The following is a 22,173-nucleotide window of genomic DNA, read 5'->3' on the forward strand; positions in this document are numbered from 1 at the left end:
ATGCGGGTGCCATGTCGCCCGACGCCTATCTCCACCGGATCGAGGATGGCGCGGCGGTTTTCTTGCCGATGGACCGTGCGGCGTATCACCGCTCGATTTTTCTTGATCACCGCGTTCAGGCGGCGAGGTCGGGAGAGGCGAGCACGCCGGTGGGCGATGCTCCTGTGCAGCCGATCGCCTTCATCTTCCATGTCGCGCATTGCGGATCGACGTTGCTGGCGCGGGCGCTTGACCGGATCGAGAGCAATCTGGTGCTGCGAGAGCCGATGGCGCTGCGTCAGGCGGCGCTTGATCCGAACGTGCCGCTCGATGCGGTGCTCGGTTTGCTGTCGCGCCGCTATCGCCCCGATCTGCCGACGCTGATCAAGGCCAATGTGCCGGTGAATTTTGTACTGTCGCGCATTGTCGCGGCGGTCCCTGGGATGCGTGCGTTGTTTCTGCATATGCCGTTGGAAAGTTGGCTGGCGGCGGTGCTGCGCAGTCCGCAGCATCGCCATTGGGTGCATCAAGTCAGTACGCTGGTCGGTCTGCCGGTCGAGGTCGATGATGCGGCGGCGGCGGCGCAACTGTGGCTCGCGCAGACCGATGCGTTCCGCGCGGCGATGATGCTGTTGCCGGATAGCGTCAGCCTCGACGCCGACCGCTTTTTTTCGCACCCGGCCGAAGCTATTGCCGCGAGTGCGCCTGCGCTACACGTGGCGATGTCAGGGGGCGAGGCCGCGCAAATCGCCGCAGGCCCATTGTTTACGCACGACGCCAAGCGCCCCGCGAACGTATTCGACAATGCGGAACGGGTGCGGCGCGCGTTGGCGACGAAGGCAGCGATCGCGATAGAAATCAGCGCTGCGAGAAAATGGATCGAAGCGCGCGGCGGCGACACATCGCCGTTGCCGCGCGCTTTGATTTGAGTGCTGGCGCCGTGGCAAAGCCGCGTCGCCGGTCGGGCAAATTGCCCGCCGCCCGAGCCGCATCAGTCGAGGATAAGCGGCGCTTGCTTCGCGCCGCGCCGCTTATCCTTCGCTGATTAACGGCTGTAAAACTCGACGACCAGATTCGGCTCCATCTTCACCGGATAGGGCACTTCGTCGAGGGTCGGGACGCGCGACAGGGTCACCTTGGCGGTGCCGTCGGCGACGACGTAATCGGGGATTTCACGCTCGGGAAGGCTCTGCGCCTCCATCACCAGCGCCATTTCCTGCGCCTTGGTGCCCAGCGAGATTTCGTCGTTCACGGCACAGCGGCGCGACGCGACATTGCACTTCACGCCGTTGACGCGGATGTGGCCGTGCGACACCAGCTGGCGCGCAGCGAACACCGTCGGCGCGAACTTGGCGCGATAGACGATCGCGTCGAGGCGACGCTCGAGCAGGCCGATGAGGTTCTGCGACGTATCGCCCTTCATCCGCGCGGCTTCGGTATATTGCGCCTTGAACTGCTTTTCGGTGACTTCGCCGTAATAGCCCTTGAGCTTCTGCTTGGCCTTCAGCTGCAGACCGAAGTCGGACACCTTGCCCTTGCGGCGCTGGCCATGCTGGCCGGGTCCGTATTCGCGCTTGTTCACCGGGGACTTCGGACGGCCCCAGATGTTTTCGCCCATGCGGCGATCGAGCTTGTGCTTGGCGCTATGGCGCTTCGACATATTTCTTCCTTCAACTGCGTTCGTTACAAAATTGCCCGGAGCCGCCTGCGATCTCTCATGTTAGGGAGAGGACAGGGCCACCGCTTCACCGGACGTGCGGGGCCAATCACGAAGGGCGGGCCAATAGCGGCCAGCGGCTTGAAGTCAAGTTGGGGCCCGCTAAAGGCGCGCTATGATCCTTCCCCAAGATTGCACGACGATGGCTGATGTTCGCGCTGGCGTCGACGATATCGACCGCCAATTGGCCGCGTTGATCGGCACGCGGTTCCGCTTCATGGACGCCGCCGCGCGGATCAAGCCCGCGCGCGGCGCGGTGCGCGACGAATGGCGTAAGGCTCAGGTCATCGACAATGCGGCGGTGAATGCCGAGGCGAACGACTGGCCGGTCGACGCTGCCCGTCAATTGTGGGAGCACCTCGTCGAAGCCTCGATTGGCTATGAATTCGATCGCTTCGACGAACGCGGGAACTGAAGCGCCGACAATATCCCGCGGATCGTGCGGATTTCGGGTGTGGTCCAGCCGGGCTTGGTCAGGATCGAGCGCACATTGCGGCGCATCGACGGCACTTTCGGCGGCGGAAAGTAGAAGCCCGCTGCGTCGATCAGGCTGTCGAACTGCTCGATCATCCCGTCGAGATCGAATTGCGACGCGGGCGGTTCGTCGTCGACCTTGGTCGGTTGGGCCAGCGTCTCGCCCCGCGACCATTCATAAGCGACCAGGATCACCGCCTGGGCGAGGTTCAGGCTCGAAAATGCCGGGTTGACCGGGATGGTGAGGATCGCGCGGGCGATCGCTACATCGTCGGTTTCGAGGCCCGCGCGTTCGGGTCCGAACAGGATCGCGCTGCGGGTCGTGGCGGCGCGGATTTCGCTGGCGGCTTCGGCGGCGTCGACCACCGGTTTCGTGACGCCGCGTTTGCGCACGGTGGTGGCGTAGACATGGGCGCAATCGGCGACGGCGGCGGACACGCTGTCATAAACCTGCGCGTTGGCGATCAGCGCGTCCGCGCCCGCCGCCGCCGGCCCCGCATCGGGATTGGGCCAGCCATCGCGTGGGCTGACGAGGCGGAGTTCGGTGAGGCCGAAATTGAGCATCGCGCGCGCCGCCTTGCCGATATTTTCGGCGAGTTGCGGACGGACGAGAACAATGATGGGGGGCGGGGTCCTTCGAGACGGGCCTTGGGCTGCGGCTGCGCCTTCGCTCAGTCCGTCCTCAGGACGAACGGAGTTGGAAAAAATCCGTTTGTCCTGAGGAGCCGCTGAGCTTGTCGAAGCGGCGTCTCGAAGGACTGGCGTGGGGCGTGCGGCCAGAGTGCTGACCGCTTTCCAATCGCCGTCGATCAACGCCTGCTTCTTGGCGCGTGACCAACCCTTCAATTTTCGTTCGATCTCCAACGCCTCGTATCGCGTCTGAAAATATTCGGACCAGACCAGCTCGACCGGTCTGCGCGAATGTGTGAAGCCCTCAAAGACGCCCGACTGATGCTCGGCCACGCGCTTTTCGAGATCGTCGGTATGCCCGACGTAAAATCGTCCGTCGCTACAGCGCAAAATGTACGTCCAGAAGCTCATGTCACGTCCTTCGAGACGGGCCTTCAACTGCGGCTGCGCCTTCGCTCAGTCCCTCCTCAGGACAAACGGATTTGTGGGGTTCCGTTGGTCAGTGAGCGCCTACTCCCCGATCGGCAACCTTGGATGCGTGGGGTCCGCCGCTTCGGTCACATTGCCCGCGAACTCCTCGAAATCGCGCGGCTCTGCGAATTCCTTATAGACGCTGGCGAAGCGGATATAGGCCACGCTGTCTAAGCCCTTGAGACCGTCCATCACGAAGCCACCGATCTGGCGCGACGAGACCTCGGCATCGCCCAGCGTTTCGAGCTGACGCTGGATGCCCGAAATGAGCTGTTCGATGCGGACGCCGTCGATCGGGCGTTTGCGGACGGCGGTGTAGACCGAGCGGCCGAGCTTTTCGCGTTCGAACACTTCGCGGCGGCCGTCGCCTTTGACCACCGTCAATTCGCGAAGCTGGATGCGCTCGAACGTCGTGAAGCGCGCGCCGCAGCCTTCGCATTGCCGCCGCCGCCGGATCACCGCACCGTCTTCGGACGGGCGCGAGTCCTTTACCTGGCTGTCTTCATGCGCGCAGAACGGGCAGCGCATGCGTTACTTTTTCAGCTGCCGGTACGCGGCGTAACCCGCGCCGAGCAGGATGCCGAAGCCGACCGAAAAGGGCAGCAAAATCCCGGCAACCGCGCCGACTGCCGCGCCGCCGATCAGCTTGTTGCCATCGTCCCCGGCAATCACGTGAGTGGCCTTGTCCACGGCACTGTCGAGGACTTCGGTAACCTTGTCGGCGACCGATGGGCCGGTTTGTTCGTCCATGATCTAAAGCTCCGGATAGATTGGGAAGCGCTGGCACAAGGCCTCGACGCGCTGGCGGACGGCGTGTTCGACCTGGCCGTCGCCGGCCTCGCCGTTTTTCTTCAGGCCATCGAGCACGTCGGCGATCATGTCGGCGATCTCGACGAATTCGGCTGTGCCGAAGCCGCGCGTGGTGCCCGCGGGGCTGCCGACGCGGATGCCGCTGGTCTTGACCGGGGGCAGGGGGTCGAACGGAATGCCGTTCTTGTTGCACGTGATCGCGGCGCGCTCGAGCGCTTCGTCGGCATCCTTGCCGGTCACGCCGAGCGGGGTCAGGTCGATCAAGGCAAGGTGCGTGTCGGTGCCGCCCGACACGACGTCGGCGCCGCGTTCCTTCAGGCGGCCGGCGAGCGCCTTGGCATTGTCGATGATCGCCTGCGAATAGGTCTTGAATTCGGGGCGCAACGCCTCGCCGAACGCCACCGCCTTGGCGGCGATGACGTGCATCAGCGGGCCGCCCTGCAAGCCCGGGAACACCGCCGAATTGATCTTCTTGGCAATCGCCTCGTCATCGGTCAGCACCATGCCGCCACGGGGCCCGCGCAGCGTCTTGTGCGTCGTCGTGGTGACGACATGCGCGTGGCCGAACGGCGTCGGGTGCGTCCCGCCCGCGACAAGCCCGGCGAAGTGCGCCATGTCGACCATCAACTTCGCGCCGACTTCATCGGCAATCGCCCGGAACCGCGCGAAATCGATGTGGCGGGGATAGGCGCTGCCGCCCGCGATGATCAGGACCGGCCGGTGTTCCTTGGCCAGCGCTTCGACCTGGTCGAAATCGATTAGGTGATCGTCGCGCTTCACACCATATTGGATGGCGTTGAACCATTTGCCCGACATCGCCGCGCGCGCGCCGTGCGTCAGGTGGCCGCCGGCGTCGAGGCTCATGCCCAAAATCGTGTCGCCCGGTTTGGTCAGCGCGAGCATCACGGCGCCATTGGCCTGCGCGCCCGAATGGGGTTGGACATTGGCAAAGCCGCAATCGAACAATTGCTTGGCGCGCTCGATTGCCAGCGTCTCGACATCGTCGGACGGCGCGCAGCCCTGGTAATAGCGCTTGCCGGGATAGCCTTCGGCGTACTTGTTGGTGAATACCGAGCCTTGCGCTTCGAGCACCGCTTTCGAAACGATGTTTTCCGATGCGATCAGTTCGATCTGATGTTTTTCGCGCTGCACTTCGCGCTGGATGCCGCCGAACACCGCCGGATCGCTGTCGGCGAGCGTGCGGGTGAAGAACCCTTCCTGGCGGTATTTCGGGCTGTCGGTCATGCGGTCTCTTCGGCAGGAGGGTGGTTCAATTTGTCGACGCGGTGCGTGTGACGGCCGCCTTCGAAGTCGGTGGTCAGGAACGCGGTGACGCAAGCCTTGGCCATGTCGACACCGATCAGCCGCGCACCGAGCGCGATGGCGTTGGCGTCGTTGTGGCGGCGGGCTAGTGCGGCACTGACCGGCTCCGCGACCTGTGCGCACCGGACATGCGGATTGCGGTTGGCGGCGATGGCAATGCCGATGCCCGAACCGCAAATGGCGATGCCGAACGGCGCATCGCCATTTTCCAGCGCGGTGGCGAGGCGATAGCCGAAATCGGGATAATCGACGCTGGCGGTGGAATTGGTGCCGAGATCGAGAATGTCGTGTCCCGATTCCTTGAGCCATTCGATCAGCACGGTCTTGAGCTCATAGCCGGCATGATCGGCAGAAAGCGCAATCCGTAGCGGGTTTGTCGATGAATCGGTCAAGATATGGTCCTGCGAACTGATTCGGGCGATGCCACGCCTGTAGCACCACCGCGCACGAAGCATAGCGCCGGGTCGAAATCGATGCGCTGCTGGCGCGATCCGTATCGGCCATATGGGCTAGGCCGACGGGCTATCGGCGGCGGCGCGAATATGGGGCATGACAGTTCGGGGGCGGGATGATGCGCAAGCAGCCGGACGAAGTCACGATTACGACCAATACCGGCGTGGCGCTTGCCTCGCTGGCGTTGGTTGCCGTCGGGCTCGGCTCGGCTTGGTACGCGTTCAGCAACGTCGTCCCCGCGACGACAATGCGTTGGTGGGGCGGGTACGTTGCAGCCCTCATCATCGCGTTCGTCGCGGTAATTATTGCCTTCGAATTGACGCCCCGTTCGGTGCGCCGCGCGCGCCGACGGTCGTGGCGGTTGGCCGGAGAAGTGTTGCACTGGGGCACCTGGCTGGCGGTGCAGGGGGTCATCTGGCTGTTGATGCCGTGGGGCACAGAGCCGATGCAGCTGGTCACGGTGCTGTTCTCGACGGGCTATATCGCCGCCAATTACGTGACGTCGATCGATTCGCCGGGGTTGGCGCGGCTGCGCGTCGGGTCGGTGGCGATATCGCTGGTGCTGGCCACTCTGGTCCATCGCGTGACGTTATGGCCGTATATTGCCGGTTATCTGTTGTGTTTCGGGATGGTCATGCTGATGGTCGGCAACATCATTGACCGCAGCATCGGCCAATTGCGCGCGGCGCGGGTGGAGGCGGAGGCGGCGCGTGACGCGCGGACGCACTTCATGGCGGCGGCCAGTCACGATCTGGGTCAGCCGCTACAGGCCGCGCGGCTGTTCTTCGAACAGGCGATTGGCGCGCCCGATGGGCCACGGCAGGAGGTCGCGGCGCGCAACACGCGGATCGCGCTGGCGGCGATGGAGCGCCTGGTGCGGCAGATGCTCGATCATTTACGGCTCGACCAAGGCGCGGTCGAGACCGATCTGCGCCGCTTCCGGGTTGCGGACGTGATTGCCGCAGTGGCGGCGCAGTTCGAGCCGCTGGCGGCGCTAGGCCAGATCGATTTGCGCGCGGTGTCGGGCACGCTCGACATATGCGGCGATCCCGAGCTGGTCGAGCGGGCATTGGGCAATCTGGTCGACAATGCGCTGCGCCATTCGCGGGGGGCCCGCATCCTGATCGGCGCGCGGCGGCACGGACCTCGTGTCCGCATCTGGGTGATCGACAATGGATGCGGCATTCCGGGCGGTGATGTCGGCAAATTGTTCGAACCGTTCGTTCAGGGATCCGGCGACGGGCGCCCACGCGGCGGGCTGGGCATTGGTCTGTCGTCTGTGCGCGCGCTGATGACGCTGATGCAGGGGAGCAGCGGAATCGACCTGCGCTGGGACAAGGGTGCGGCGTTTTACCTTGAATTGCCCGCCTGAGCCCCGCTAGCCCGGTGGAAAGCGGGGCGCATGATGAAACAGGTTTTGGTGGCGGACGACCATGCGATGATGCGCGCCGCCTTGGCAGGCATGGTCGCGCTCGGCTGGCCCGATGCGGATGTGACGACGGCAGAGGATTTTACCGCCGCGGTTGCCGCGGCTGCGGGTCGCGACCTGATCCTGTGCGATCTGGCGATGCCCGACATGGGGCCGGTCGACGGGATTCATGCAGTTCGCACCGCCGCGCCCGATACGCCGTTGATCGTCGTTACGGGGCAGGATGATGACGATTTGCTCATCGCCCTGTTCGGGCTGGGCATATCGGGGTTCATCCCCAAGACGTCGGACGGTCAGGTGTTCGAAGCCGCGATCCGGCTGGTGCTGGCGGGCGGGCAGTATCTGCCGCCCCGTTTGCTCGCTTTGGCCGGTGGGCGCGATGTTCCGGCGGCGGTCGATACGAGCATACTCACCGCGCGTCAGCTCGATGTGCTGCGGCTGATGGCGGAGGGGATTTCGAACAAGGAAATCGCGCGCCGCCTCGATTTGTCGCCCGCCACGGTCAAGGCGCATGCGGCGGCCGTGTTCAACGCGATGGGCGTCGGCAACCGCACCGAAGCCGCCTATCGCGCCCGTGCCGCCGGCCTGCTCGACGGTTAGAGTGTTTCGAATTTTTCGAAGCCGCGCGCGGCGAATGCGGGGTGCAAGGCTTCGGGGAATGCGCCGGTAAACACCGCCACACCTGCGGGGCGCTGGTCGGTCCACGCCTGTCCATCAGTCAGCGAGGCGATCCGCCGCGCAATTCCATCCGAGCCATCGAGCCATTGGATCGGCCGGGGCGCGGCGGCGGCAAGTTCGCCCGCCAGCAACGGGAAATGCGTGCAGGCGAGGACCACCGCATCGATTCGCGCGCCGTCCGGCCCGGCGAACAGCGGAGCAATGGCGTCACGCATGGCTGCCGGGTCGATCGGCGCACCGCGCAATTTCGCTTCGGCGAGTTCGACCAACGCCGCCGATCCGTGGCGCAGCACCGTATAATCTGCGGCGAATTCCGCCGCCAGCCGGTCCACATAGGGCTGGCGCACCGTCGCATCGGTGCCGAGCACGCCGATAACGCGGCTTTGCGAAACGAGTGCAGCGGGCTTGATCGCGGGCACCGTGCCGACCACCGGCACGTCCAGCGCGGACCGCACATGCGCCAGGGCGATGGTCGACGCGGTGTTGCACGCGATCACCACCAGGCGCGGGCGGTAGCGCTCGACCAGCCGCCCGAGCAGCGCGGGCACGCGCGCGGCAATCTCCGCCTCGCCCTTGGTACCGTAGGGAAAGCCTGCAGCATCGGCGGCATACACCATCGGCATCGTCGGCAGCGCCGCCATCGCCTTGTCGGCGACCGACAGTCCACCAACCCCGGAATCGAAGAACAGAACGGGCGCGTCGGCGTGCATCGTGCGCGCAGTAACTTGCGCGATGTTATTGTGAAACCGTCACGAACGGAATAAACCGAAAACATGCAGGGGTGGCATGAGGCATTGTGGCTGTGGCCGGCGGGGGCGCTGGTGCTCGGCTATCTGCTCGGCTCGATCCCTTTTGGCCTGATCCTCACGCGCTTGTCGGGCGGCGGCGACATTCGGCAGCAGGGTTCGGGTAATATCGGCGCGACAAACGTGCTGCGCACCGGGCGCAAGGGCGTGGCGCTGGCGACGTTGTTGCTCGACGGTGGCAAGGGTGCATTGGCATATTTCCTCGGCGAACAGATCGGTCCCGGTCTGGGCATGCATGCCGCGGCGGGGGCATTTTTCGGGCATCTCTATCCCGTCTGGCTGGGGTTCAAGGGCGGCAAGGGTGTCGCGACGATGCTCGGCATTTCGCTGGCGATGCTGTGGCCGACGGGACTGGCGTTCGCGCTGGTGTGGGTGGCGGTGTTCGCCTTGTTCCGCTGGTCGTCGCTCGCCGGGATGTTCGCGGCGTCGGCGGTGCCGGTGACAGCGGCGATTCTCGGGCGGTTCGACGTCACCTTGCTGACGCTTGCGTTCGCCTTGGTGCTGATCTGGAAGCACCGTGAAAATATCGACCGTCTGTTGTCGGGTGAGGAACCGCATTTCGGCCGCAGCGCCGCGTGACCCTCGAACAGCTCGCGAAATTGCGGCTGGTCCGCTCCGAACGCGTCGGCCCGATTACGTTTCGCCAACTCGTCGCGCGCTTCGGCAGCGCCACTGCAGCGTTATCCGCACTCCCCGATCTTGCGCGGCGCGGCGGTGGCGCCCCATTGCGGATCGCCAGCGAAGCCGAGGTGACGACCGAAGCGCGCGCGGTCGAACGGGCCGGCGCGCGTTACCTGTTCGCAGGCGATGCCGATTTCCCGCCGCTGCTTGCCGAACTCGACAACGCCCCCGTCGCGATGACCGTGCGTGGCCATTGCGAAATCCTCACCCGCCCGTGCATCGCCATCGTCGGCGCGCGCAACGCCAGCGCCGCCGCCTGCCGCTTTGCCCGCGAACTGGCGCTGGGTTTGGCCGATCGCGATTGCGTGGTAGTGTCGGGTCTCGCGCGCGGCATCGACACCGCGGCGCATCAAGGATCGCTGCGCGGCGGCACGATCGGTGTCATCGCCAGCGGCATCGACATCGCCTTTCCGCGCGAAAATGCGGATTTGCAGGAAGCGGTGGCGACCGACGGCCTGCTCATCGCCGAACAGCCGCCGGGCACCGAACCGCTGGCGCGCCATTTCCCGTATCGCAATCGCATTATCGCCGGGCTGGGGGTCGGGACCGTGGTGGTCGAGGCCGCGCCCAAATCAGGTTCGCTGATCACCGCCCGGCTGGCCAATGAAGCAGGGCGCGAGGTCATGGCGGTCCCCGGCAGTCCGCTCGATCCGCGCGCCCAAGGCTGCAATTTGCTGATCCGCGAAGGCGCGACACTTATCCAAAATGCCGACGACGTGCTTGAGGCGATCAGCGCGATGTCGGGCCACGTCCGCAGCGCGCGTGAGGCGTATGAGGCTATGCCCGTGGCGATGGACGTCGACGATGCTGCGTTCGATGCGGTCTGCAGCCTGATGTCGCACACACCGGTCGCGATCGACGAACTCGTGCGCCAGAGCGGCTTGCCGTCACCCGTCGTCGCGGCGGCCTTGCTCGACCTCGAGCTTGCCGGCACCGTCATCCGCCACGCCGGAAGCCGCGTCGCGCTGCGTTAAGGATGCCAGCGGCTCTCGCGAATCCAGCGGCTGCCGAGATATTTGGTCCCGCGTTTTACCGGTAGCCCGGCATGTTCGGACAGGGGATCGACGGCGCGGTCGGGCAGGGCGTTGGCAAAGACGACAACATCGCCCTTGCGCCCCTTCACCTTCAAGCCGGTCTTCACGAACGCCGTCTCGCCGCCCTCATAATCGTGATTGAGATACACCAGCGCAGTCAGCCGCCGCTGGTTCTTTGCCGCGCGGACGAAATCGAAATGCGGCTTATATTGCTGGCCGGGGCGATAGCGCAGGATCTGCAACGCCTCGCCATGTTCCGCATCGCTGCCACTCACCGCTGCCAGCCGCCGGTTGAGCGCATGGACCGCCGGGTCCTCGATCAGCCAGTGAAAGGTGGCGCCGTCCGACCCGCGCATCGCGTCGCGGACCAACTGCCGTTGGGCATTGTACACTGTCGATGGCTGGTAATTCGCCTCCGCCGCGGCGCGCAGATAATCGCACTCGCCCGCGGTAAACAGGCGCTCGAACTTGGTGACCCGGGGGCTGGTGCTGAGTATTTCGCCCTCGGGGAGGGTTAGTGGATCGCCGTCGGCATCAAGCTTCATCCGGCCGATCAGTTCGAACGCCTTGCGCCGCGCCGGATCGCGTTTCGCCTCATTCTCCAGGCGAGCGACCGCCGCCGTCCAGTCGCGTGGTCCTGCCACCCCATTGCCCAGCAGGTTCGTCGAATAGGCCGCTGCCTCGACATTCCCCATATCCCCGGCGCGGCGATACAGCTGCCGTGCCTCCACGGGGTCTTGCGGCAGAACGCCCGACCATTTCCAGTCGGCCAAAATGAACAGTGCGTCGGGATCGCCCGCCGCCACCTGCCGGTGGACGATCAGGGCACCCTCGGCGACCCGCCCGGCATCGGCCAGTGCGAGCGCCTGCTGCAATTCGGGGGAGAAACGTCGCACGGCTTCGCTATGCCGCGCTTGACGCGACGCCGAAAGCCCCGCCACCCTCGCGCGTACACGTAAGGACAGTTTTTCGCGCCATGCAGCTCGTCGTCGTCGAATCTCCGGCCAAGGCCAAGACCATCGAAGGTTATCTGGGCAAGGACTACCGTGTCCTTGCATCCTATGGCCATGTCCGCGACCTGCCGCCCAAGGACGGATCGGTGCATCCCGACGACGGTTTTGCGATGGATTGGGAGACTTATCCCGACAAGGCGAAACAGCTGAAAGCGATAACCGATCTGGCTAAAACGGCCGATCGCCTTATCCTTGCTACCGATCCCGATCGCGAGGGTGAGGCGATTTCGTGGCATGTGCGCGAAGTGCTGGCCAAGAAGAAGGCGCTACCGAAAGAGGTGGAGCGGGTCACGTTCAACGCGATTACCAAGGCGTCGATCCTCGAGGCGATGCAGCATCCGCGCGAGCTCGACGAGGATTTGATCGATGCGTATCGCGCGCGGCGGGCTTTGGACTATTTGGTTGGTTTCACATTGTCACCGGTGCTGTGGCGCAAGCTTCCCGGTGCGCGTTCGGCCGGGCGGGTCCAGTCCGTCGCGCTGCGCCTGATCGTCGACCGCGAGCGCGAGATCGAAGCGTTCAAGGCGCAGGAATATTGGTCGGTCACCGCCACGCTGGAGCAGGACGGCACCGCGTTCGACGCGCGCCTGGTGCGCTGGAAAGGCGACAAGATCGACCGACTGACCATCGGCGCGGCGGGGGATGCCGAGGCGGCGAAGGCTGCGGTCGAGGCGGGGCGTTTCACCGTCGCTGACGTTGAGACCAAGCCGCTCAGCCGCAACCCGCCCGCGCCGTTCACCACCTCGACGCTGCAGCAGGAGGCGGCGCGCAAGCTCGGCTTCTCCGCGACCCACACCATGCGCCTTGCACAGGGGCTCTATGAAGACGGCGCGATCACGTACATGCGCACAGACGGCGTGCAGATGGACGGCAGCGCCATCTCCGCCGCGCGTGGCGCGATCGCCAAGCGCTATGACGCGAGCTACGTCCCCGACAAGCCGCGCCAATACACCGCCAAGGCCAAGAATGCGCAGGAAGCGCATGAAGCGATCCGCCCGACCGACTTTACCAAGGACCGCGCAGGCTCGGGCGACCATGCGCGTCTGTACGAACTGATCTGGAAACGCGCGATGGCGAGCCAGATGCAGTCGGCCCGGCTGGAACGCACCACCGTCACGCTGGAGGACGGCACCGGCCAGACCGCGTTACGTGCCACCGGCCAGGTGGTGCTCTTCCCCGGCTATCTCGCGCTCTATGAGGAAGGCCGTGACGATGCCGCCGAAGAAGACGCCCGCCTGCCGCGCCTCGGCAAGGGCGATGCGCCCGCCAAAAAGGACGTACGCGCCGAACAGCATTTCACCCAGCCGCCGCCGCGTTACTCCGAAGCCAGTCTGGTCAAGCGGATGGAGGAACTCGGCATTGGCCGTCCCTCGACCTATGCCGCGACGCTGCAGACGCTCAAGGACCGCGACTATGTCACGCTCGACAAGAACCGCTTTTCGCCCAGCGAAAGCGGCCGCCTAGTCACCGCGTTCCTCGAACGCTTCTTCGAACGCTATGTGAATTTCGATTACACGGCGGGCCTTGAGGACAGCCTGGATGACGTCTCGGGCGGGCGCATGGAATGGCGCGCCCTGCTCGAAGCATTCTGGAAGGACTTCAAACCCAAGACCGCCGAAGTGATGGAGGCCAAGCCCTCCGAAGTCACCGCCGCGCTCGACGAATTCCTGTCGCCCTATCTGTTCCCGGAGCGTGAGGACGGCAGCGACCCGCGCCTGTGCCCCAATTGCGGCAATGGGCGCCTGTCACTGCGCGGCGGTAAGTTCGGCGCGTTCGTCGCCTGCTCGAACTATCCCGATTGCAAATACACGCGTCAGTTTGGTCAACCGGGCGGTGAAGCGACCGCCACCCAAGATGCAGTTTTGGGGAATGACCCCGTCAGCGGGCTGCCTGTCGAGAGCAAGTCGGGACGCTTCGGCCCCTACGTCCAGTTGGGCGAGGGAAAAGAGGCCAAGCGGTCGTCGATCCCGAAGGATGCGGGTGAACTCGACCTCGAACTCGCGTTGAAACTTCTGTCGTTGCCGCGTGAAGTCGGGACGCATCCCGAAAGTGGGTTGCCGATCACGGCTTCGATCGGTCGTTATGGGCCGTATCTGCTGCATGACGGCAAATATGCTCGCCTGACCTCGACCGCCGAAGTGTTCGAAACCGGCATGAACACCGCCGTGGTCAAGCTGGCCGAGGCTGCGGCGAATGGCGGACGTCCGGCGCGCGGCGCGCGTGCGCCGCTCAAGGAACTCGGCAAACATCCGCGCACCGAGGCCGAGATCAAGGTGATGGAAGGCCGGTTCGGCGCCTACGTCACCGACGGCGAGACCAACGCGACCCTGCCCAAATCGATCGAGCCGACCGCGTTGACGCTCGAAGAAGCCGTCCAGCTCCTCGACGCCCGCGCGGCAATGGGTCCGCCGAAGAAGAAGGGCCGTAAGGCACCGGCGAAGAAGGCGGCTTTAAAAAAACCCGCCGCGAAGAAGCCGACGGCGAAAAAGAAGTAGCGTCGCCCCGGCGCAGGCCGGGGCCGCTTACGAAGGTCGCGCTCCTTCGATAACGGCCCCGGCCTGCGCCGGGGCGACGCGTTTTGGAACGAACCCGCCACCGCCGCGTCCCTCCAGTGATGCGGATCGCGACTTACAATGTGAACGGGGTCAACGGTCGCCTGCCGGTGCTGTTGCGCTGGCTGGAAGAGACGCAACCCCACGTCGTCTGCCTGCAGGAACTCAAGGCGCCCGACGAGAAATTTCCCGAAGAAGCGATCAAGGCCGCGGGGTACGACGCGATCTGGCACGGCCAGAAAAGCTGGAACGGCGTCGCGATCCTCAGCCGCGTGGGTAAGCCCCAAGAAACACAGCGCGGCCTTGCCGGCGATCCCGAAGACACGCACAGCCGCTATATCGAGGCGGCGGTCGGCGGCATCCTCATCGGCGGACTATACCTCCCCAACGGCAACCCGCGCCCCGGCCCCAAATTCGATTATAAACTCCGCTGGTTCGAACGTTTCGCCGAACATGCGCAGGGGTTGCTCGATACCAAATTGCCGGTGATACTGGCGGGCGATTACAACGTCATGCCGACCGAGCTCGACGTCTACAAACCCGAACGCTGGACCGACGATGCGCTGTTCGCCCCAGAAATCCGCCATGCCTTTGCCGCTCTCGTCTCACAGGGCTGGACCGACGCCCTGCGCCATCTCCACCCGGCAGAAACCATCTACACCTTCTTCGATTACTTCCGGAACGCCTATGTCCGCAACGCGGGCCTGCGCATCGATCATCTGCTCCTCAGCCCCGCCATCGCCCCGCGACTGGACAGCGCGGGCACCGACCATCATGTTCGCGGCTGGGAAAAGACCAGCGACCATGTGCCGACATGGATCGAATTGAAGGATTGAGGATGCGCGAAGGCAAGGCCAAGGTCGGTGACCTCGAACTGCATTACGAGGATCATGGCCGTGAGACCGATCCGGCGATCCTGCTGATCATGGGCCTCGGCGCGCAATTGATCTGGTGGCCCGATGCGCTGGTCGATGCGCTTGTCGCCAAGGGCTTTCGTGTCATCCGCCACGACAATCGCGATATCGGCCTGTCGACCAAGCTGGCACATTTGCCGCCGCCGGGTGCCCGCGCGCTGATGGCAACCGCGTTTCTCGGGCGACCGCTGGCGACGCCGTACACGCTCGAGGCGTTGGCAGCGGACGCGGTGGGTGTGCTCGATCATTTGGGGATCGCGCAGGCCCATATCGTCGGCGCATCGATGGGCGGGATGATCGCGCAAATTTTCGCCGCGACTTATCCAGAACGCGTGCTCAGTCTGACATCGATCATGTCGACCAGCGGGCGCAAGGAATTGAAGAAGCCGGCGCTTTCATTGCAATTGCGGATGCTCAAGCGGCGGCAGCACGACGCCCCGCGCGCGACCAAGATTGCCGAGGTGATGAACACGTTGCGGTTGATCGGGTCGCCCGATCAGGGCGCGCAGGTCGATGCGGAACGTGCCGCCCTGGCGACACGCGCGGTCGATCGCAGCTTTTATCCGGACGGCGCACGGCGTCAGTTGGGGGCGATTATCGCGTCGGGGGACCGCGTTGCGGCGCTCGGGCGGATCACCGCGCCGACGTTGGTGATTCACGGTACGGCCGACCGGTTGGTACCGCCCGATGGCGGAGAGGATACGGCGCGCCTGATCCTCGGCGCGCGGCTGGAGATGATTCCGGGCATGGGTCACGACCTGCCGGGGCCATTGGTGCCGCGTATCGCCGATCTCATCGCCGAGCACGCCACCGCCGCCACCGCGACCAAGGCCGCCGCCTAGTCGCGCCAGCTGGCGCCGTCGCGTTCGATCATGCCCTGCGCCGCACCCGGACCCCACGTGCCTGACGTGTAGGTACGGGCTGGCAGGTTCGACGCTTCCCACGCGCGGTGGATCGAGTCGATCCACATCCACGCCGCTTCGATCTCGTCGCGGCGCACAAACAACGTGTTGTCGCCCTCGATCAGGTCGAGCAGCAGCCGTTCGTACGCCACCCGCCGTCGCGACTTGTCGAATTCGGCGGCCAGGCTGACGTCGAGCGACACCTCGTCGAGCTCGATCCCACCGCGGTCGAGCCCGGGCTGCTTGACCATCATGGCGATGCGGATGCTTTCGTCGGGCTGCAGGCCGACGACCATCGTGTTGGGCAACAGCGACCCACGCTTCGGCGTGAAGATCGAATGCGGCACCTGACGAAACTGGATCGCGATTTCCGAAACCTTGGCCGGCATCCTTTTGCCGGTGCGCAGATAGAATGGCACACCCTGCCAGCGCCAGTTGTCGACGAAGGCCTTGACCGCGACAAACGTCTCGGTGTTCGACGGTTTGCCCAGTTCCTCGGCATAGCTTTTGACCGGCTGCCCGTCGATCGCGCCCGAACCATATTGGCCCCTGACGCTGTTGCTCGCTGCGGTCGATGAATCGAGCGGACGTAGCGCCCGCAGCACCTTGACCTTCTCATCGCGCACCGAGGTGGCATCATAACGGGCAGGGGGTTCCATCGCCACCAGGGCAAGCAATTGCAGCATATGGTTTTGAACCATATCGGCTAAAGCGCCGACCCCGTCATAATAGGATACGCGCCCTTCAAGGCCGACGGTTTCGGCGACCGTAATCTGGACGTGTTCGATGTGGCGCGAGTTCCACACAGGTTCGAACAACGCATTGCCGAACCGCATCACGATCAGATTCTGGACGGTTTCCTTTCCCAGATAATGGTCGACGCGGAACACCTGATCCTCGGGGAAGGCATGTCCCACCGCGGCGTTGACCTCGCGGCTGGATTCCAGATCGTGGCCGATCGGTTTTTCCATTGCGATGCGCGTGTGCGGCCCGGTCAGACCCGCCGCCTCCAATCCCGCGACAACCGGTGCGAACACCGATGGCGGGGTCGACAGATAATAGGAAATCCCGTCCTTCTCAGCATCGCCGATCATTGTCTTCAGGCCGGCAAATTCTTCGGGCTTGTCGGTGTCGAGGGCGTAATATTCGATCGCGTCGGCGAATTTGCGGGCCTTGGCCTCGTCGTACAGGTCGGTCGGCTTCAACGCCTCGATGACCTTGTCGTGAAACTCGGCGGTCTCCATCGCCGTGCGCCCGGATCCGATCACCCGGAATCCGTCGGGCAACGAACCCTCACAGCTCAGGTTATACAGCGACGGGAATAGCATCCGCTTCGCCAGATCCCCCGTTGCGCCGAACAGGACGAAGGTCTTGGTGCGTTCAACGGTCATTGGAACCTCGCTTCGCTGATAACAAAAAAGCCCCGGTTTCCCGAGGCTTTGATGGTGGGCGTGGCAAGGATTGAACTTGCGACCCCTGCGATGTCAACACAGTGCTCTACCACTGAGCTACACGCCCACGGCCAGCGCCTTTAGCAGCGCGTTCGCGCCTGTAAAGCTCGCCGGAACGTCAAAGCTCGCCGAAACTGGGTCCCTGGAAAATCCGGTCGACCTCCAGAACCAGGTCACGGAGGTGAAATGGCTTGGACAAAACGCGGCTGTTCGGGACGGCCTGTCCGGCGCGCAGCGACACGGCGGAAAAGCCGGTGATGAACATCACGCGGATGTCGGGGGCGATCGCCGCCGCCTTTTGCGCCAGTTCGATGCCGTCCATTTCGGGCATGACGATATCGGTGAGCAGCAGGTCGAACCCGCCGGCTTCCAGATGCGGGATCGCGGCAGTGCCACGGTCGACGGAAACGACCTGATACCCCGATTTCTCGAGGGCACGCACCAGATACTGGCGCATTGCGGCATCGTCTTCAGCTAGCAGAATGCGGGCCATAAAACCTGTGCGTCGTTCACGGGAATGGCGGCCATATGAGCGAACGATTGAGATTTATCCAGCTTTTATGCGTAACGGGGAGGGTGAACATGCCGTCAGCACTTTTTCCAGCCATCTCCCCCGTCGTGATCAGCGTTGCACATGCCGGCCGCGACTATAGCGACTTGGGCGAACTGGCGCGCGTTCCGCTGGACGAATTGCGGCCGTTGGAAGACCGTTACGCCGATGCCTTGACCGATCCGGGCGGCGCGCACCGCGTCATCCTGTTCGACCGGCCGCGCGCGTGGATCGACGTCAATCGCGAGACGCACGATCTCGACAGTTCGATGATCTCAGGGGTGCCCGCACGGATTCTCAGCCCACGGGCACGTGGCGGGCTGGGCCTGATCCCCCGGCGTCTGGCGGGGGTCGGTGAGATTTGGCGTCGGCCGTTGACGCGCGAGGAGCTCGATGCGCGGCTGTTCGACTATCGCGCCTTTCATGCGGCGCTCGAAAGCGCGCTCAAGGCGGCGCGCGCCGCGTTCGGCCGCGCGGTGCTGATCGATCTCCATTCCATGCCACCGCTGGCCAACGGGGTTCAGGCGGTGATCGGCAATGCGCACAACGCCGCGTGCGATCGAGACACGACGGAAACGATCGCCACTGTCCTGCGCGATGCCGGCATATCGATCGCGCTGAACCAGCCTTACGCGGGTGGAGCCATCGTTCGCCGCCACGGCCGCCCGGCATTGGGCGTGCAAGCGTTTCAGCTCGAACTCGACCGCCGCCTCTATCTCGACGCGGCGCTCGACCGGCCCGGCGACGGTTTGCCACGCCTGCGTGACGTCATCGACCGGATCGCCGCGACGCTCGCTTCGGACGGCGCGGTGCTGCCGATCGCCGCTGAATAAAAAAAGACCACCCCGCGTAATCGCGGGGTGGCCTAGTTCAGGGAGGAGCGCGCCGTAACGCGCTATCCGGCCGCGAAAGGGGGGACGCGGCGGACAAAAACTAAATAGGCGGGCCGCGAAAAGGTTTCAACCCCAGACCGACTTAAGCGGCCGAACGGTCCCTCAACCACGGCAGGATGCGCTGCACCGTCCGGTCGCGATCCATGAAATAATGTTTGGCCGCGCCGCCCAGATGCAGAACCAGCAAAGCCAGCGCGATCCAGCCGAGCAATTCGTGCCGGTCGGCATAAGTGTGCGCTGCCCCCTCGTTCTGCGCGACGGGCAGATACGGGATCGGGAACAGCCCGTAAAAATCGAGCGCATATTTGCGCTTACCCGCCGACGTCATCAGCCAGCCGGTGACAGGCAGCGCGAGCATCAGCGCGTAAAGGAGCCAGTGAACGGCGTGCGCCAGACCCTTTTCCCACGACCTTGCTGTGACCGGCAGCGGCGGCGGCTTGTGGGTGATGCGCCACGCGATGCGCCCGAGCGTCAGCACGATGACGAGGATTCCGGTCGATTTGTGAAAGCCCATCGCCGTGCCGCGCAGCGCGGGCGAAAAGCCCTCGTGCAGAAAGCCGATGGCGAGATTGGCGATGATCAACGCCGCAATCGTCCAGTGGAAAAAGATCGCGCCCTTCGAATAATAGCTGCGCGTTCCGTCGATCGGCCGTTCGTCCATCGCCAATTTCCTTACACTATGGCCGGGGCAGTTCCTGGCGCGGGGGTTTTGCCCTGAGCGACCTGACGTGCGAAGATTTCACGCATCACCGACAGCGAAAACAGATGCGCGTGGACCAGCGGCAACAGGCCCGACTGCATCATCTTGCGCAGCACGTCGCCGCGCAACGCGCGCAGCTTTTCTTCGTTGACCATCTGGAAGCCGCGATAAACCATCGGATCGCCGCCTTCATTCTGCTGGATGGTGACTTCACCTTCCATCAACAGGTCGTTGTCCTTGAGTTCCTGCACGAACGCGCCGGTGCGTTGACCGGCTTGCTCGAACCCCTCGAGGAACTGGAGCAATTCCTTGGTGTAGTTGCTGATTTCCTCGCCGTCGAAGATCGTATCGCCTTCATCGACCTTGGCGATGCCGCCCGATGTCGGATCGACGCACAGCGACAATTCGTCGCTGCTCTCGTTCAGCCGCGCCAGCAGGTAGGGGTAGCGGCGGACGTAAGCGGGGACATAGACGTCGTCGTTGAACTTCCCCTCGTCGTCGACAAACGTGTTGATGCCTTCGTTCAGGCCCATCAACGCCAGCGGCACGGGGTTGTCGCCCGACGAAAAGATGATCGGGAAAAAGCGCTGCGACACCGCGAACTCATCGATGGTCAATGGAACGGCATGCTCGTTCTTAAGGAAGTCGGCCGTTTGCAGCGGCACATAGCGCCAGCCGGCATGTTCCTGCTGCGACAGCGGAATCAGGTCCTTGTAGAATAACGGCAATCCCTGCGGGGCCTGGCTGGCCATTCAAACATACTCCGGAAAAAATGTTGCGTCGCCCTATGGCGCGCCCGTCGCGGGTGCAAGTGGCGGGATGAGCTTGCCGGGGTTGAACAGGCCGTGCGGGTCGAGGCCCTGCTTGATCGCGCGCAATGCCGCTAGGCGGGCCGTGCCGCCAGTGCGGGCGAAAGCGTCGAGCTTCATCTGGCCGATGCCGTGTTCGGCGGAGATCGATCCACCCGCCTGGGTTACCAGATCATAGACCAGCGTTGAGATCGCAGCGCCGGGGTTGGATCGCCACGTGGCGGCATCGGTACCCTTGGGTGCGTTGACGTGGAAATGGACATTGCCGTCGCCGAGGTGGCCGAATGCCGACACTGTCACGCCCGGAAAGCGAGCCTCGACCGTCGCACCAGCCGATTCGATGAATTCGGGCATGGCATCGACAGCAACGGCAATATCGTGCGCCAGTGTCGGCCCAGCCGCGCGCTCCGCCTCCGAAATCGAATCACGGATGCGCCAGAATGCCGCCGCCTGTGCACCATTTGCGCCAATGGTCGCGTCCTCGATCAGTCCGCGGCCTGCGGCGTCTTCGATCATCGCCGTCAGTCGCGCCGTCGCATCATGTCCCACATAGTCGATCAGGACGTGCCACGCGCTGGGTGTAGCAACCGGACGGCGCGTTCCGGGAATATGTTCGAGGACGAGTTCGAGGTCGTGCGCGGGGATTATTTCGAAGCTCTCGATCGCGGCACCGGACGTTGCCTCCATCGATCGCAGCAGATCGAGCGCGCGATGGGGCGAGGCGACGCCGATCCACGCGCTGGCGGTCTCGCTGGCTGCGGGCACCAGCCGCAACGTCGCGGCGGTGACCACGCCCAGCGTCCCCTCCGCGCCGATCAGCAATTGGGTCAGGTCGTAACCGCGATTGTCTTTCTTCAGCGCGGTTAGCCCATCGTAGATCTGGCCGTCGGGCAGCACCGCTTCGACCCCCGCGACCAGGCCGCGCATGGTGCCGAAGCGCAGTACCTGTGTCCCTCCGGCATTGGTCGAGATGAGCCCACCGATGGTCGCCGATCCGCGTGCGCCGAGCGTCAGGGGAAAGCGCAGCCCCGCCGCCTCGGCCGCCTCGTGAAAGGTTTGGAGGATGACTCCTGCTTCTACCACGGCCATCCGCGCGTCGCGGTCGATCCGCCGAATGGTGTTCAGCCTCCGGAGCGACAGGATCAGCGCGGTTCCGCTACTATCGGGGGTTGCCCCGCCGACCATCGATGTATTGCCGCCTTGCGGCACCAGCGGTGTGCCGGTTTCGCGTGCGATACGGACCACCTCGGCAACTTCGGCGGTGGTGCGCGGCTCGATCAAAGCCAGTGCCGCGCCATGATACAGGCCGCGCCAATCGCTGAGCCAAGGCTGTATGTCGGATTGATCGGTGACGACCCGGTCTGTCCCAATCTGCTTGCGTAGCCGGTCGATGGTCGAATTCATGGCCGGTTCAACCGCTTGACCCCAGGGGCGCCGCTCGCAATGAGCATTCCGTCTTGACGATTTTCGCCTACGTCCTCGCCGTCGCCGCCGCAAGCGCGGGCGAGAAGCCTGTAGAGCTGGCGCAGCTGACGATTCGTCAGCGCATCGTCATCCGCGTCCCCGCCACCCCTTATGCCGATCCGCCGCGTCCCACATTGCGGATGCGCTGGAAGGAAAAGCGCGGGCCGAAGTGCATTCCGATGAATGCACTGGCGGCAGCGGCGGTGTTCAAGGCCGACGCCGTCGACCTGATGCTCCGCGGCGGCAAGCGGCTGCGCGCGCTGCTCGACGACGAATGCCCGGCAATCGATTACTATTCGGGCTTTTACATCATGCCCAGCGACGACGGCCGCATCTGTGCCGGACGCGACATGATCCACAGCCGCGCCGGTGGAAAATGCGGCATCGAGAAGTTCAAAATCCTGGAGCCGGACAAGTAGCGCAACCTTGACTTCACGCCT

General features: G+C 64.4%; 24 protein-coding genes and 1 tRNA gene. 11 read left to right on the forward strand and 14 right to left on the reverse strand.

Annotated features, from left to right (window positions below):
• Positions 1–11: 11 nt before the first annotated feature.
• Positions 12–908: a hypothetical protein gene (locus ACM9ME_RS00500; protein ID WP_415641449.1), complete on the forward strand. Its 897-nt coding sequence runs from the start codon at positions 12–14 to the stop codon at positions 906–908.
• Positions 909–1,024: 116 nt separating this feature from the next.
• Here ACM9ME_RS00500 and rpsD read toward each other — a convergent pair whose 3' ends face one another.
• Positions 1,025–1,639, reverse strand: a complete 615-nt coding sequence (gene rpsD / locus ACM9ME_RS00505; protein ID WP_415641450.1) for a 30S ribosomal protein S4 — start codon at positions 1,637–1,639, stop codon at positions 1,025–1,027.
• Positions 1,640–1,838: 199 nt separating this feature from the next.
• Between rpsD and ACM9ME_RS00510 the strand changes: the two genes are divergently transcribed.
• Positions 1,839–2,111, forward strand: coding sequence for a chorismate mutase (locus ACM9ME_RS00510; protein ID WP_415641451.1), 273 nt, complete (start codon positions 1,839–1,841; stop codon positions 2,109–2,111).
• Here the strand turns inward: ACM9ME_RS00510 and ACM9ME_RS00515 are convergent.
• From ACM9ME_RS00515 to rpiB, 5 genes are all read right to left on the reverse strand, one after another.
• Entirely contained in the window at positions 2,075–3,211 is a 1,137-nt protein-coding gene (locus ACM9ME_RS00515; protein ID WP_415641452.1) for a TrmH family RNA methyltransferase, read from the reverse strand. The two genes, ACM9ME_RS00510 and ACM9ME_RS00515, sit on opposite strands and share 37 nt — an antisense overlap.
• Positions 3,212–3,310: 99 nt before the next feature.
• Positions 3,311–3,799 (reverse strand): transcriptional regulator NrdR, encoded by a 489-nt coding sequence (gene nrdR / locus ACM9ME_RS00520; RefSeq protein WP_415641453.1) that lies wholly within the window; start codon positions 3,797–3,799, stop codon positions 3,311–3,313.
• 3 nt (positions 3,800–3,802) lie between these two features.
• Positions 3,803–4,021: a hypothetical protein gene (locus tag ACM9ME_RS00525; RefSeq protein WP_415641454.1), complete on the reverse strand. Its 219-nt coding sequence runs from the start codon at positions 4,019–4,021 to the stop codon at positions 3,803–3,805.
• A 3-nt stretch (positions 4,022–4,024) separates the two neighbouring features.
• Positions 4,025–5,326, reverse strand: a complete 1,302-nt coding sequence (gene glyA / locus ACM9ME_RS00530; RefSeq protein ID WP_415641455.1) for a serine hydroxymethyltransferase — start codon at positions 5,324–5,326, stop codon at positions 4,025–4,027.
• Entirely contained in the window at positions 5,323–5,796 is a 474-nt protein-coding gene (gene rpiB / locus ACM9ME_RS00535; RefSeq protein ID WP_415641456.1) for a ribose 5-phosphate isomerase B, read from the reverse strand. Before rpiB ends, glyA begins: the two co-directional genes overlap by 4 nt.
• Before the next feature lie 179 nt (positions 5,797–5,975).
• Between rpiB and ACM9ME_RS00540 the strand changes: the two genes are divergently transcribed.
• Together ACM9ME_RS00540 and ACM9ME_RS00545 are read left to right on the forward strand one after the other, a co-directional pair.
• On the forward strand, positions 5,976–7,229 hold the full coding sequence (locus ACM9ME_RS00540) for a sensor histidine kinase (protein ID WP_415641457.1): 1,254 nt from the start codon (positions 5,976–5,978) through the stop codon (positions 7,227–7,229).
• A 30-nt stretch (positions 7,230–7,259) separates the two neighbouring features.
• The gene (locus ACM9ME_RS00545) at positions 7,260–7,886 is read left to right on the forward strand and encodes a LuxR C-terminal-related transcriptional regulator (protein ID WP_415641458.1); all 627 of its coding nucleotides are present in this window, start codon (positions 7,260–7,262) and stop codon (positions 7,884–7,886) included.
• Here ACM9ME_RS00545 and murI read toward each other — a convergent pair.
• Positions 7,883–8,674: a glutamate racemase gene (gene murI / locus ACM9ME_RS00550; RefSeq protein ID WP_415641459.1), complete on the reverse strand. Its 792-nt coding sequence runs from the start codon at positions 8,672–8,674 to the stop codon at positions 7,883–7,885. The genes ACM9ME_RS00545 and murI overlap by 4 nt on opposite strands.
• Before the next feature lie 63 nt (positions 8,675–8,737).
• On the opposite strand from murI, the gene plsY reads away from it, so the two are divergent.
• Positions 8,738–9,349, forward strand: coding sequence for a glycerol-3-phosphate 1-O-acyltransferase PlsY (gene plsY, locus ACM9ME_RS00555; RefSeq protein WP_415641460.1), 612 nt, complete (start codon positions 8,738–8,740; stop codon positions 9,347–9,349).
• Positions 9,346–10,425, forward strand: coding sequence for a DNA-processing protein DprA (gene dprA, locus ACM9ME_RS00560; protein ID WP_415641461.1), 1,080 nt, complete (start codon positions 9,346–9,348; stop codon positions 10,423–10,425). Before plsY ends, dprA begins: the two co-directional genes overlap by 4 nt.
• On the opposite strand, the gene ACM9ME_RS00565 is transcribed toward dprA, so the two are convergent.
• The gene (locus ACM9ME_RS00565) at positions 10,422–11,381 is read right to left on the reverse strand and encodes a 2OG-Fe(II) oxygenase (RefSeq protein WP_415641462.1); all 960 of its coding nucleotides are present in this window, start codon (positions 11,379–11,381) and stop codon (positions 10,422–10,424) included. The two genes, dprA and ACM9ME_RS00565, sit on opposite strands and share 4 nt — an antisense overlap.
• Before the next feature lie 80 nt (positions 11,382–11,461).
• Here ACM9ME_RS00565 and topA point away from each other — a divergent pair, with 80 nt between their 5' ends.
• From topA to ACM9ME_RS00580, 3 genes are all read left to right on the forward strand, one after another.
• Positions 11,462–13,993: a type I DNA topoisomerase gene (gene topA / locus ACM9ME_RS00570; RefSeq protein ID WP_415641463.1), complete on the forward strand. Its 2,532-nt coding sequence runs from the start codon at positions 11,462–11,464 to the stop codon at positions 13,991–13,993.
• A gap of 119 nt (positions 13,994–14,112) precedes the next feature.
• Positions 14,113–14,886, forward strand: a complete 774-nt coding sequence (gene xth, locus ACM9ME_RS00575; protein WP_415641745.1) for an exodeoxyribonuclease III — start codon at positions 14,113–14,115, stop codon at positions 14,884–14,886.
• A gap of 2 nt (positions 14,887–14,888) precedes the next feature.
• Positions 14,889–15,806 (forward strand): alpha/beta fold hydrolase, encoded by a 918-nt coding sequence (locus ACM9ME_RS00580; protein ID WP_415641464.1) that lies wholly within the window; start codon positions 14,889–14,891, stop codon positions 15,804–15,806.
• On the opposite strand, the gene zwf is transcribed toward ACM9ME_RS00580, so the two are convergent.
• The 3 genes from zwf to cpdR form a co-directional block, all read right to left on the reverse strand.
• On the reverse strand, positions 15,803–17,257 hold the full coding sequence (gene zwf, locus ACM9ME_RS00585; RefSeq protein WP_415641465.1) for a glucose-6-phosphate dehydrogenase: 1,455 nt from the start codon (positions 17,255–17,257) through the stop codon (positions 15,803–15,805). The two genes, ACM9ME_RS00580 and zwf, sit on opposite strands and share 4 nt — an antisense overlap.
• Before the next feature lie 52 nt (positions 17,258–17,309).
• Positions 17,310–17,384, reverse strand: a tRNA-Val gene (locus ACM9ME_RS00590).
• A gap of 51 nt (positions 17,385–17,435) precedes the next feature.
• The gene (cpdR, locus tag ACM9ME_RS00595; RefSeq protein WP_415641466.1) at positions 17,436–17,810 is read right to left on the reverse strand and encodes a cell cycle two-component system response regulator CpdR; all 375 of its coding nucleotides are present in this window, start codon (positions 17,808–17,810) and stop codon (positions 17,436–17,438) included.
• An 89-nt stretch (positions 17,811–17,899) separates the two neighbouring features.
• Here cpdR and ACM9ME_RS00600 point away from each other — a divergent pair, with 89 nt between their 5' ends.
• Positions 17,900–18,700: an N-formylglutamate amidohydrolase gene (locus ACM9ME_RS00600; RefSeq protein ID WP_415641467.1), complete on the forward strand. Its 801-nt coding sequence runs from the start codon at positions 17,900–17,902 to the stop codon at positions 18,698–18,700.
• A gap of 142 nt (positions 18,701–18,842) precedes the next feature.
• Here ACM9ME_RS00600 and ACM9ME_RS00605 read toward each other — a convergent pair whose 3' ends face one another.
• Genes ACM9ME_RS00605 through ACM9ME_RS00615 form a run of 3 tightly spaced genes read right to left on the reverse strand, consistent with a single transcriptional unit; the run spans position 18,843 to position 21,673 of the window.
• Positions 18,843–19,421, reverse strand: a complete 579-nt coding sequence (locus ACM9ME_RS00605; protein ID WP_415641468.1) for a cytochrome b — start codon at positions 19,419–19,421, stop codon at positions 18,843–18,845.
• 11 nt (positions 19,422–19,432) lie between these two features.
• The gene (locus ACM9ME_RS00610) at positions 19,433–20,212 is read right to left on the reverse strand and encodes a SapC family protein (RefSeq protein ID WP_415641469.1); all 780 of its coding nucleotides are present in this window, start codon (positions 20,210–20,212) and stop codon (positions 19,433–19,435) included.
• A gap of 33 nt (positions 20,213–20,245) precedes the next feature.
• Entirely contained in the window at positions 20,246–21,673 is a 1,428-nt protein-coding gene (locus ACM9ME_RS00615; protein WP_415641470.1) for an FAD-binding oxidoreductase, read from the reverse strand.
• Between the two features lie 53 nt (positions 21,674–21,726).
• Between ACM9ME_RS00615 and ACM9ME_RS00620 the strand changes: the two genes are divergently transcribed.
• The gene (locus tag ACM9ME_RS00620; protein ID WP_415641471.1) at positions 21,727–22,152 is read left to right on the forward strand and encodes a hypothetical protein; all 426 of its coding nucleotides are present in this window, start codon (positions 21,727–21,729) and stop codon (positions 22,150–22,152) included.
• Positions 22,153–22,173: the final 21 nt, after the last annotated feature.

Source organism: Sphingomonas antarctica, assembly GCF_965137005.1.
GTDB lineage: Bacteria > Pseudomonadota > Alphaproteobacteria > Sphingomonadales > Sphingomonadaceae > Sphingomonas_O > Sphingomonas_O antarctica.

Excerpts from the sequence above, each read along its gene's own strand:
- ACM9ME_RS00500 (WP_415641449.1), top strand. The coding sequence starts at position 12 with ATGTCGCCCGACGCCTATCTCCACCGGATCGAGGATGGCGCGGCGGTT.
- rpsD (WP_415641450.1), bottom strand. The coding sequence starts at position 1,639 with ATGTCGAAGCGCCATAGCGCCAAGCACAAGCTCGATCGCCGCATGGGC.
- ACM9ME_RS00510 (WP_415641451.1), top strand. The coding sequence starts at position 1,839 with ATGGCTGATGTTCGCGCTGGCGTCGACGATATCGACCGCCAATTGGCC.
- ACM9ME_RS00515 (WP_415641452.1), bottom strand. The coding sequence starts at position 3,211 with ATGAGCTTCTGGACGTACATTTTGCGCTGTAGCGACGGACGATTTTAC.
- nrdR (WP_415641453.1), bottom strand. The coding sequence starts at position 3,799 with ATGCGCTGCCCGTTCTGCGCGCATGAAGACAGCCAGGTAAAGGACTCG.
- ACM9ME_RS00525 (WP_415641454.1), bottom strand. The coding sequence starts at position 4,021 with ATGGACGAACAAACCGGCCCATCGGTCGCCGACAAGGTTACCGAAGTC.
- glyA (WP_415641455.1), bottom strand. The coding sequence starts at position 5,326 with ATGACCGACAGCCCGAAATACCGCCAGGAAGGGTTCTTCACCCGCACG.
- ACM9ME_RS00540 (WP_415641457.1), top strand. The coding sequence starts at position 5,976 with ATGCGCAAGCAGCCGGACGAAGTCACGATTACGACCAATACCGGCGTG.
- ACM9ME_RS00545 (WP_415641458.1), top strand. The coding sequence starts at position 7,260 with ATGATGAAACAGGTTTTGGTGGCGGACGACCATGCGATGATGCGCGCC.
- murI (WP_415641459.1), bottom strand. The coding sequence starts at position 8,674 with ATGCACGCCGACGCGCCCGTTCTGTTCTTCGATTCCGGGGTTGGTGGA.
- plsY (WP_415641460.1), top strand. The coding sequence starts at position 8,738 with ATGCAGGGGTGGCATGAGGCATTGTGGCTGTGGCCGGCGGGGGCGCTG.
- topA (WP_415641463.1), top strand. The coding sequence starts at position 11,462 with ATGCAGCTCGTCGTCGTCGAATCTCCGGCCAAGGCCAAGACCATCGAA.
- xth (WP_415641745.1), top strand. The coding sequence starts at position 14,113 with ATGCGGATCGCGACTTACAATGTGAACGGGGTCAACGGTCGCCTGCCG.
- ACM9ME_RS00580 (WP_415641464.1), top strand. The coding sequence starts at position 14,889 with ATGCGCGAAGGCAAGGCCAAGGTCGGTGACCTCGAACTGCATTACGAG.
- zwf (WP_415641465.1), bottom strand. The coding sequence starts at position 17,257 with ATGACCGTTGAACGCACCAAGACCTTCGTCCTGTTCGGCGCAACGGGG.
- cpdR (WP_415641466.1), bottom strand. The coding sequence starts at position 17,810 with ATGGCCCGCATTCTGCTAGCTGAAGACGATGCCGCAATGCGCCAGTAT.
- ACM9ME_RS00600 (WP_415641467.1), top strand. The coding sequence starts at position 17,900 with ATGCCGTCAGCACTTTTTCCAGCCATCTCCCCCGTCGTGATCAGCGTT.
- ACM9ME_RS00605 (WP_415641468.1), bottom strand. The coding sequence starts at position 19,421 with ATGGACGAACGGCCGATCGACGGAACGCGCAGCTATTATTCGAAGGGC.
- ACM9ME_RS00610 (WP_415641469.1), bottom strand. The coding sequence starts at position 20,212 with ATGGCCAGCCAGGCCCCGCAGGGATTGCCGTTATTCTACAAGGACCTG.
- ACM9ME_RS00615 (WP_415641470.1), bottom strand. The coding sequence starts at position 21,673 with ATGAATTCGACCATCGACCGGCTACGCAAGCAGATTGGGACAGACCGG.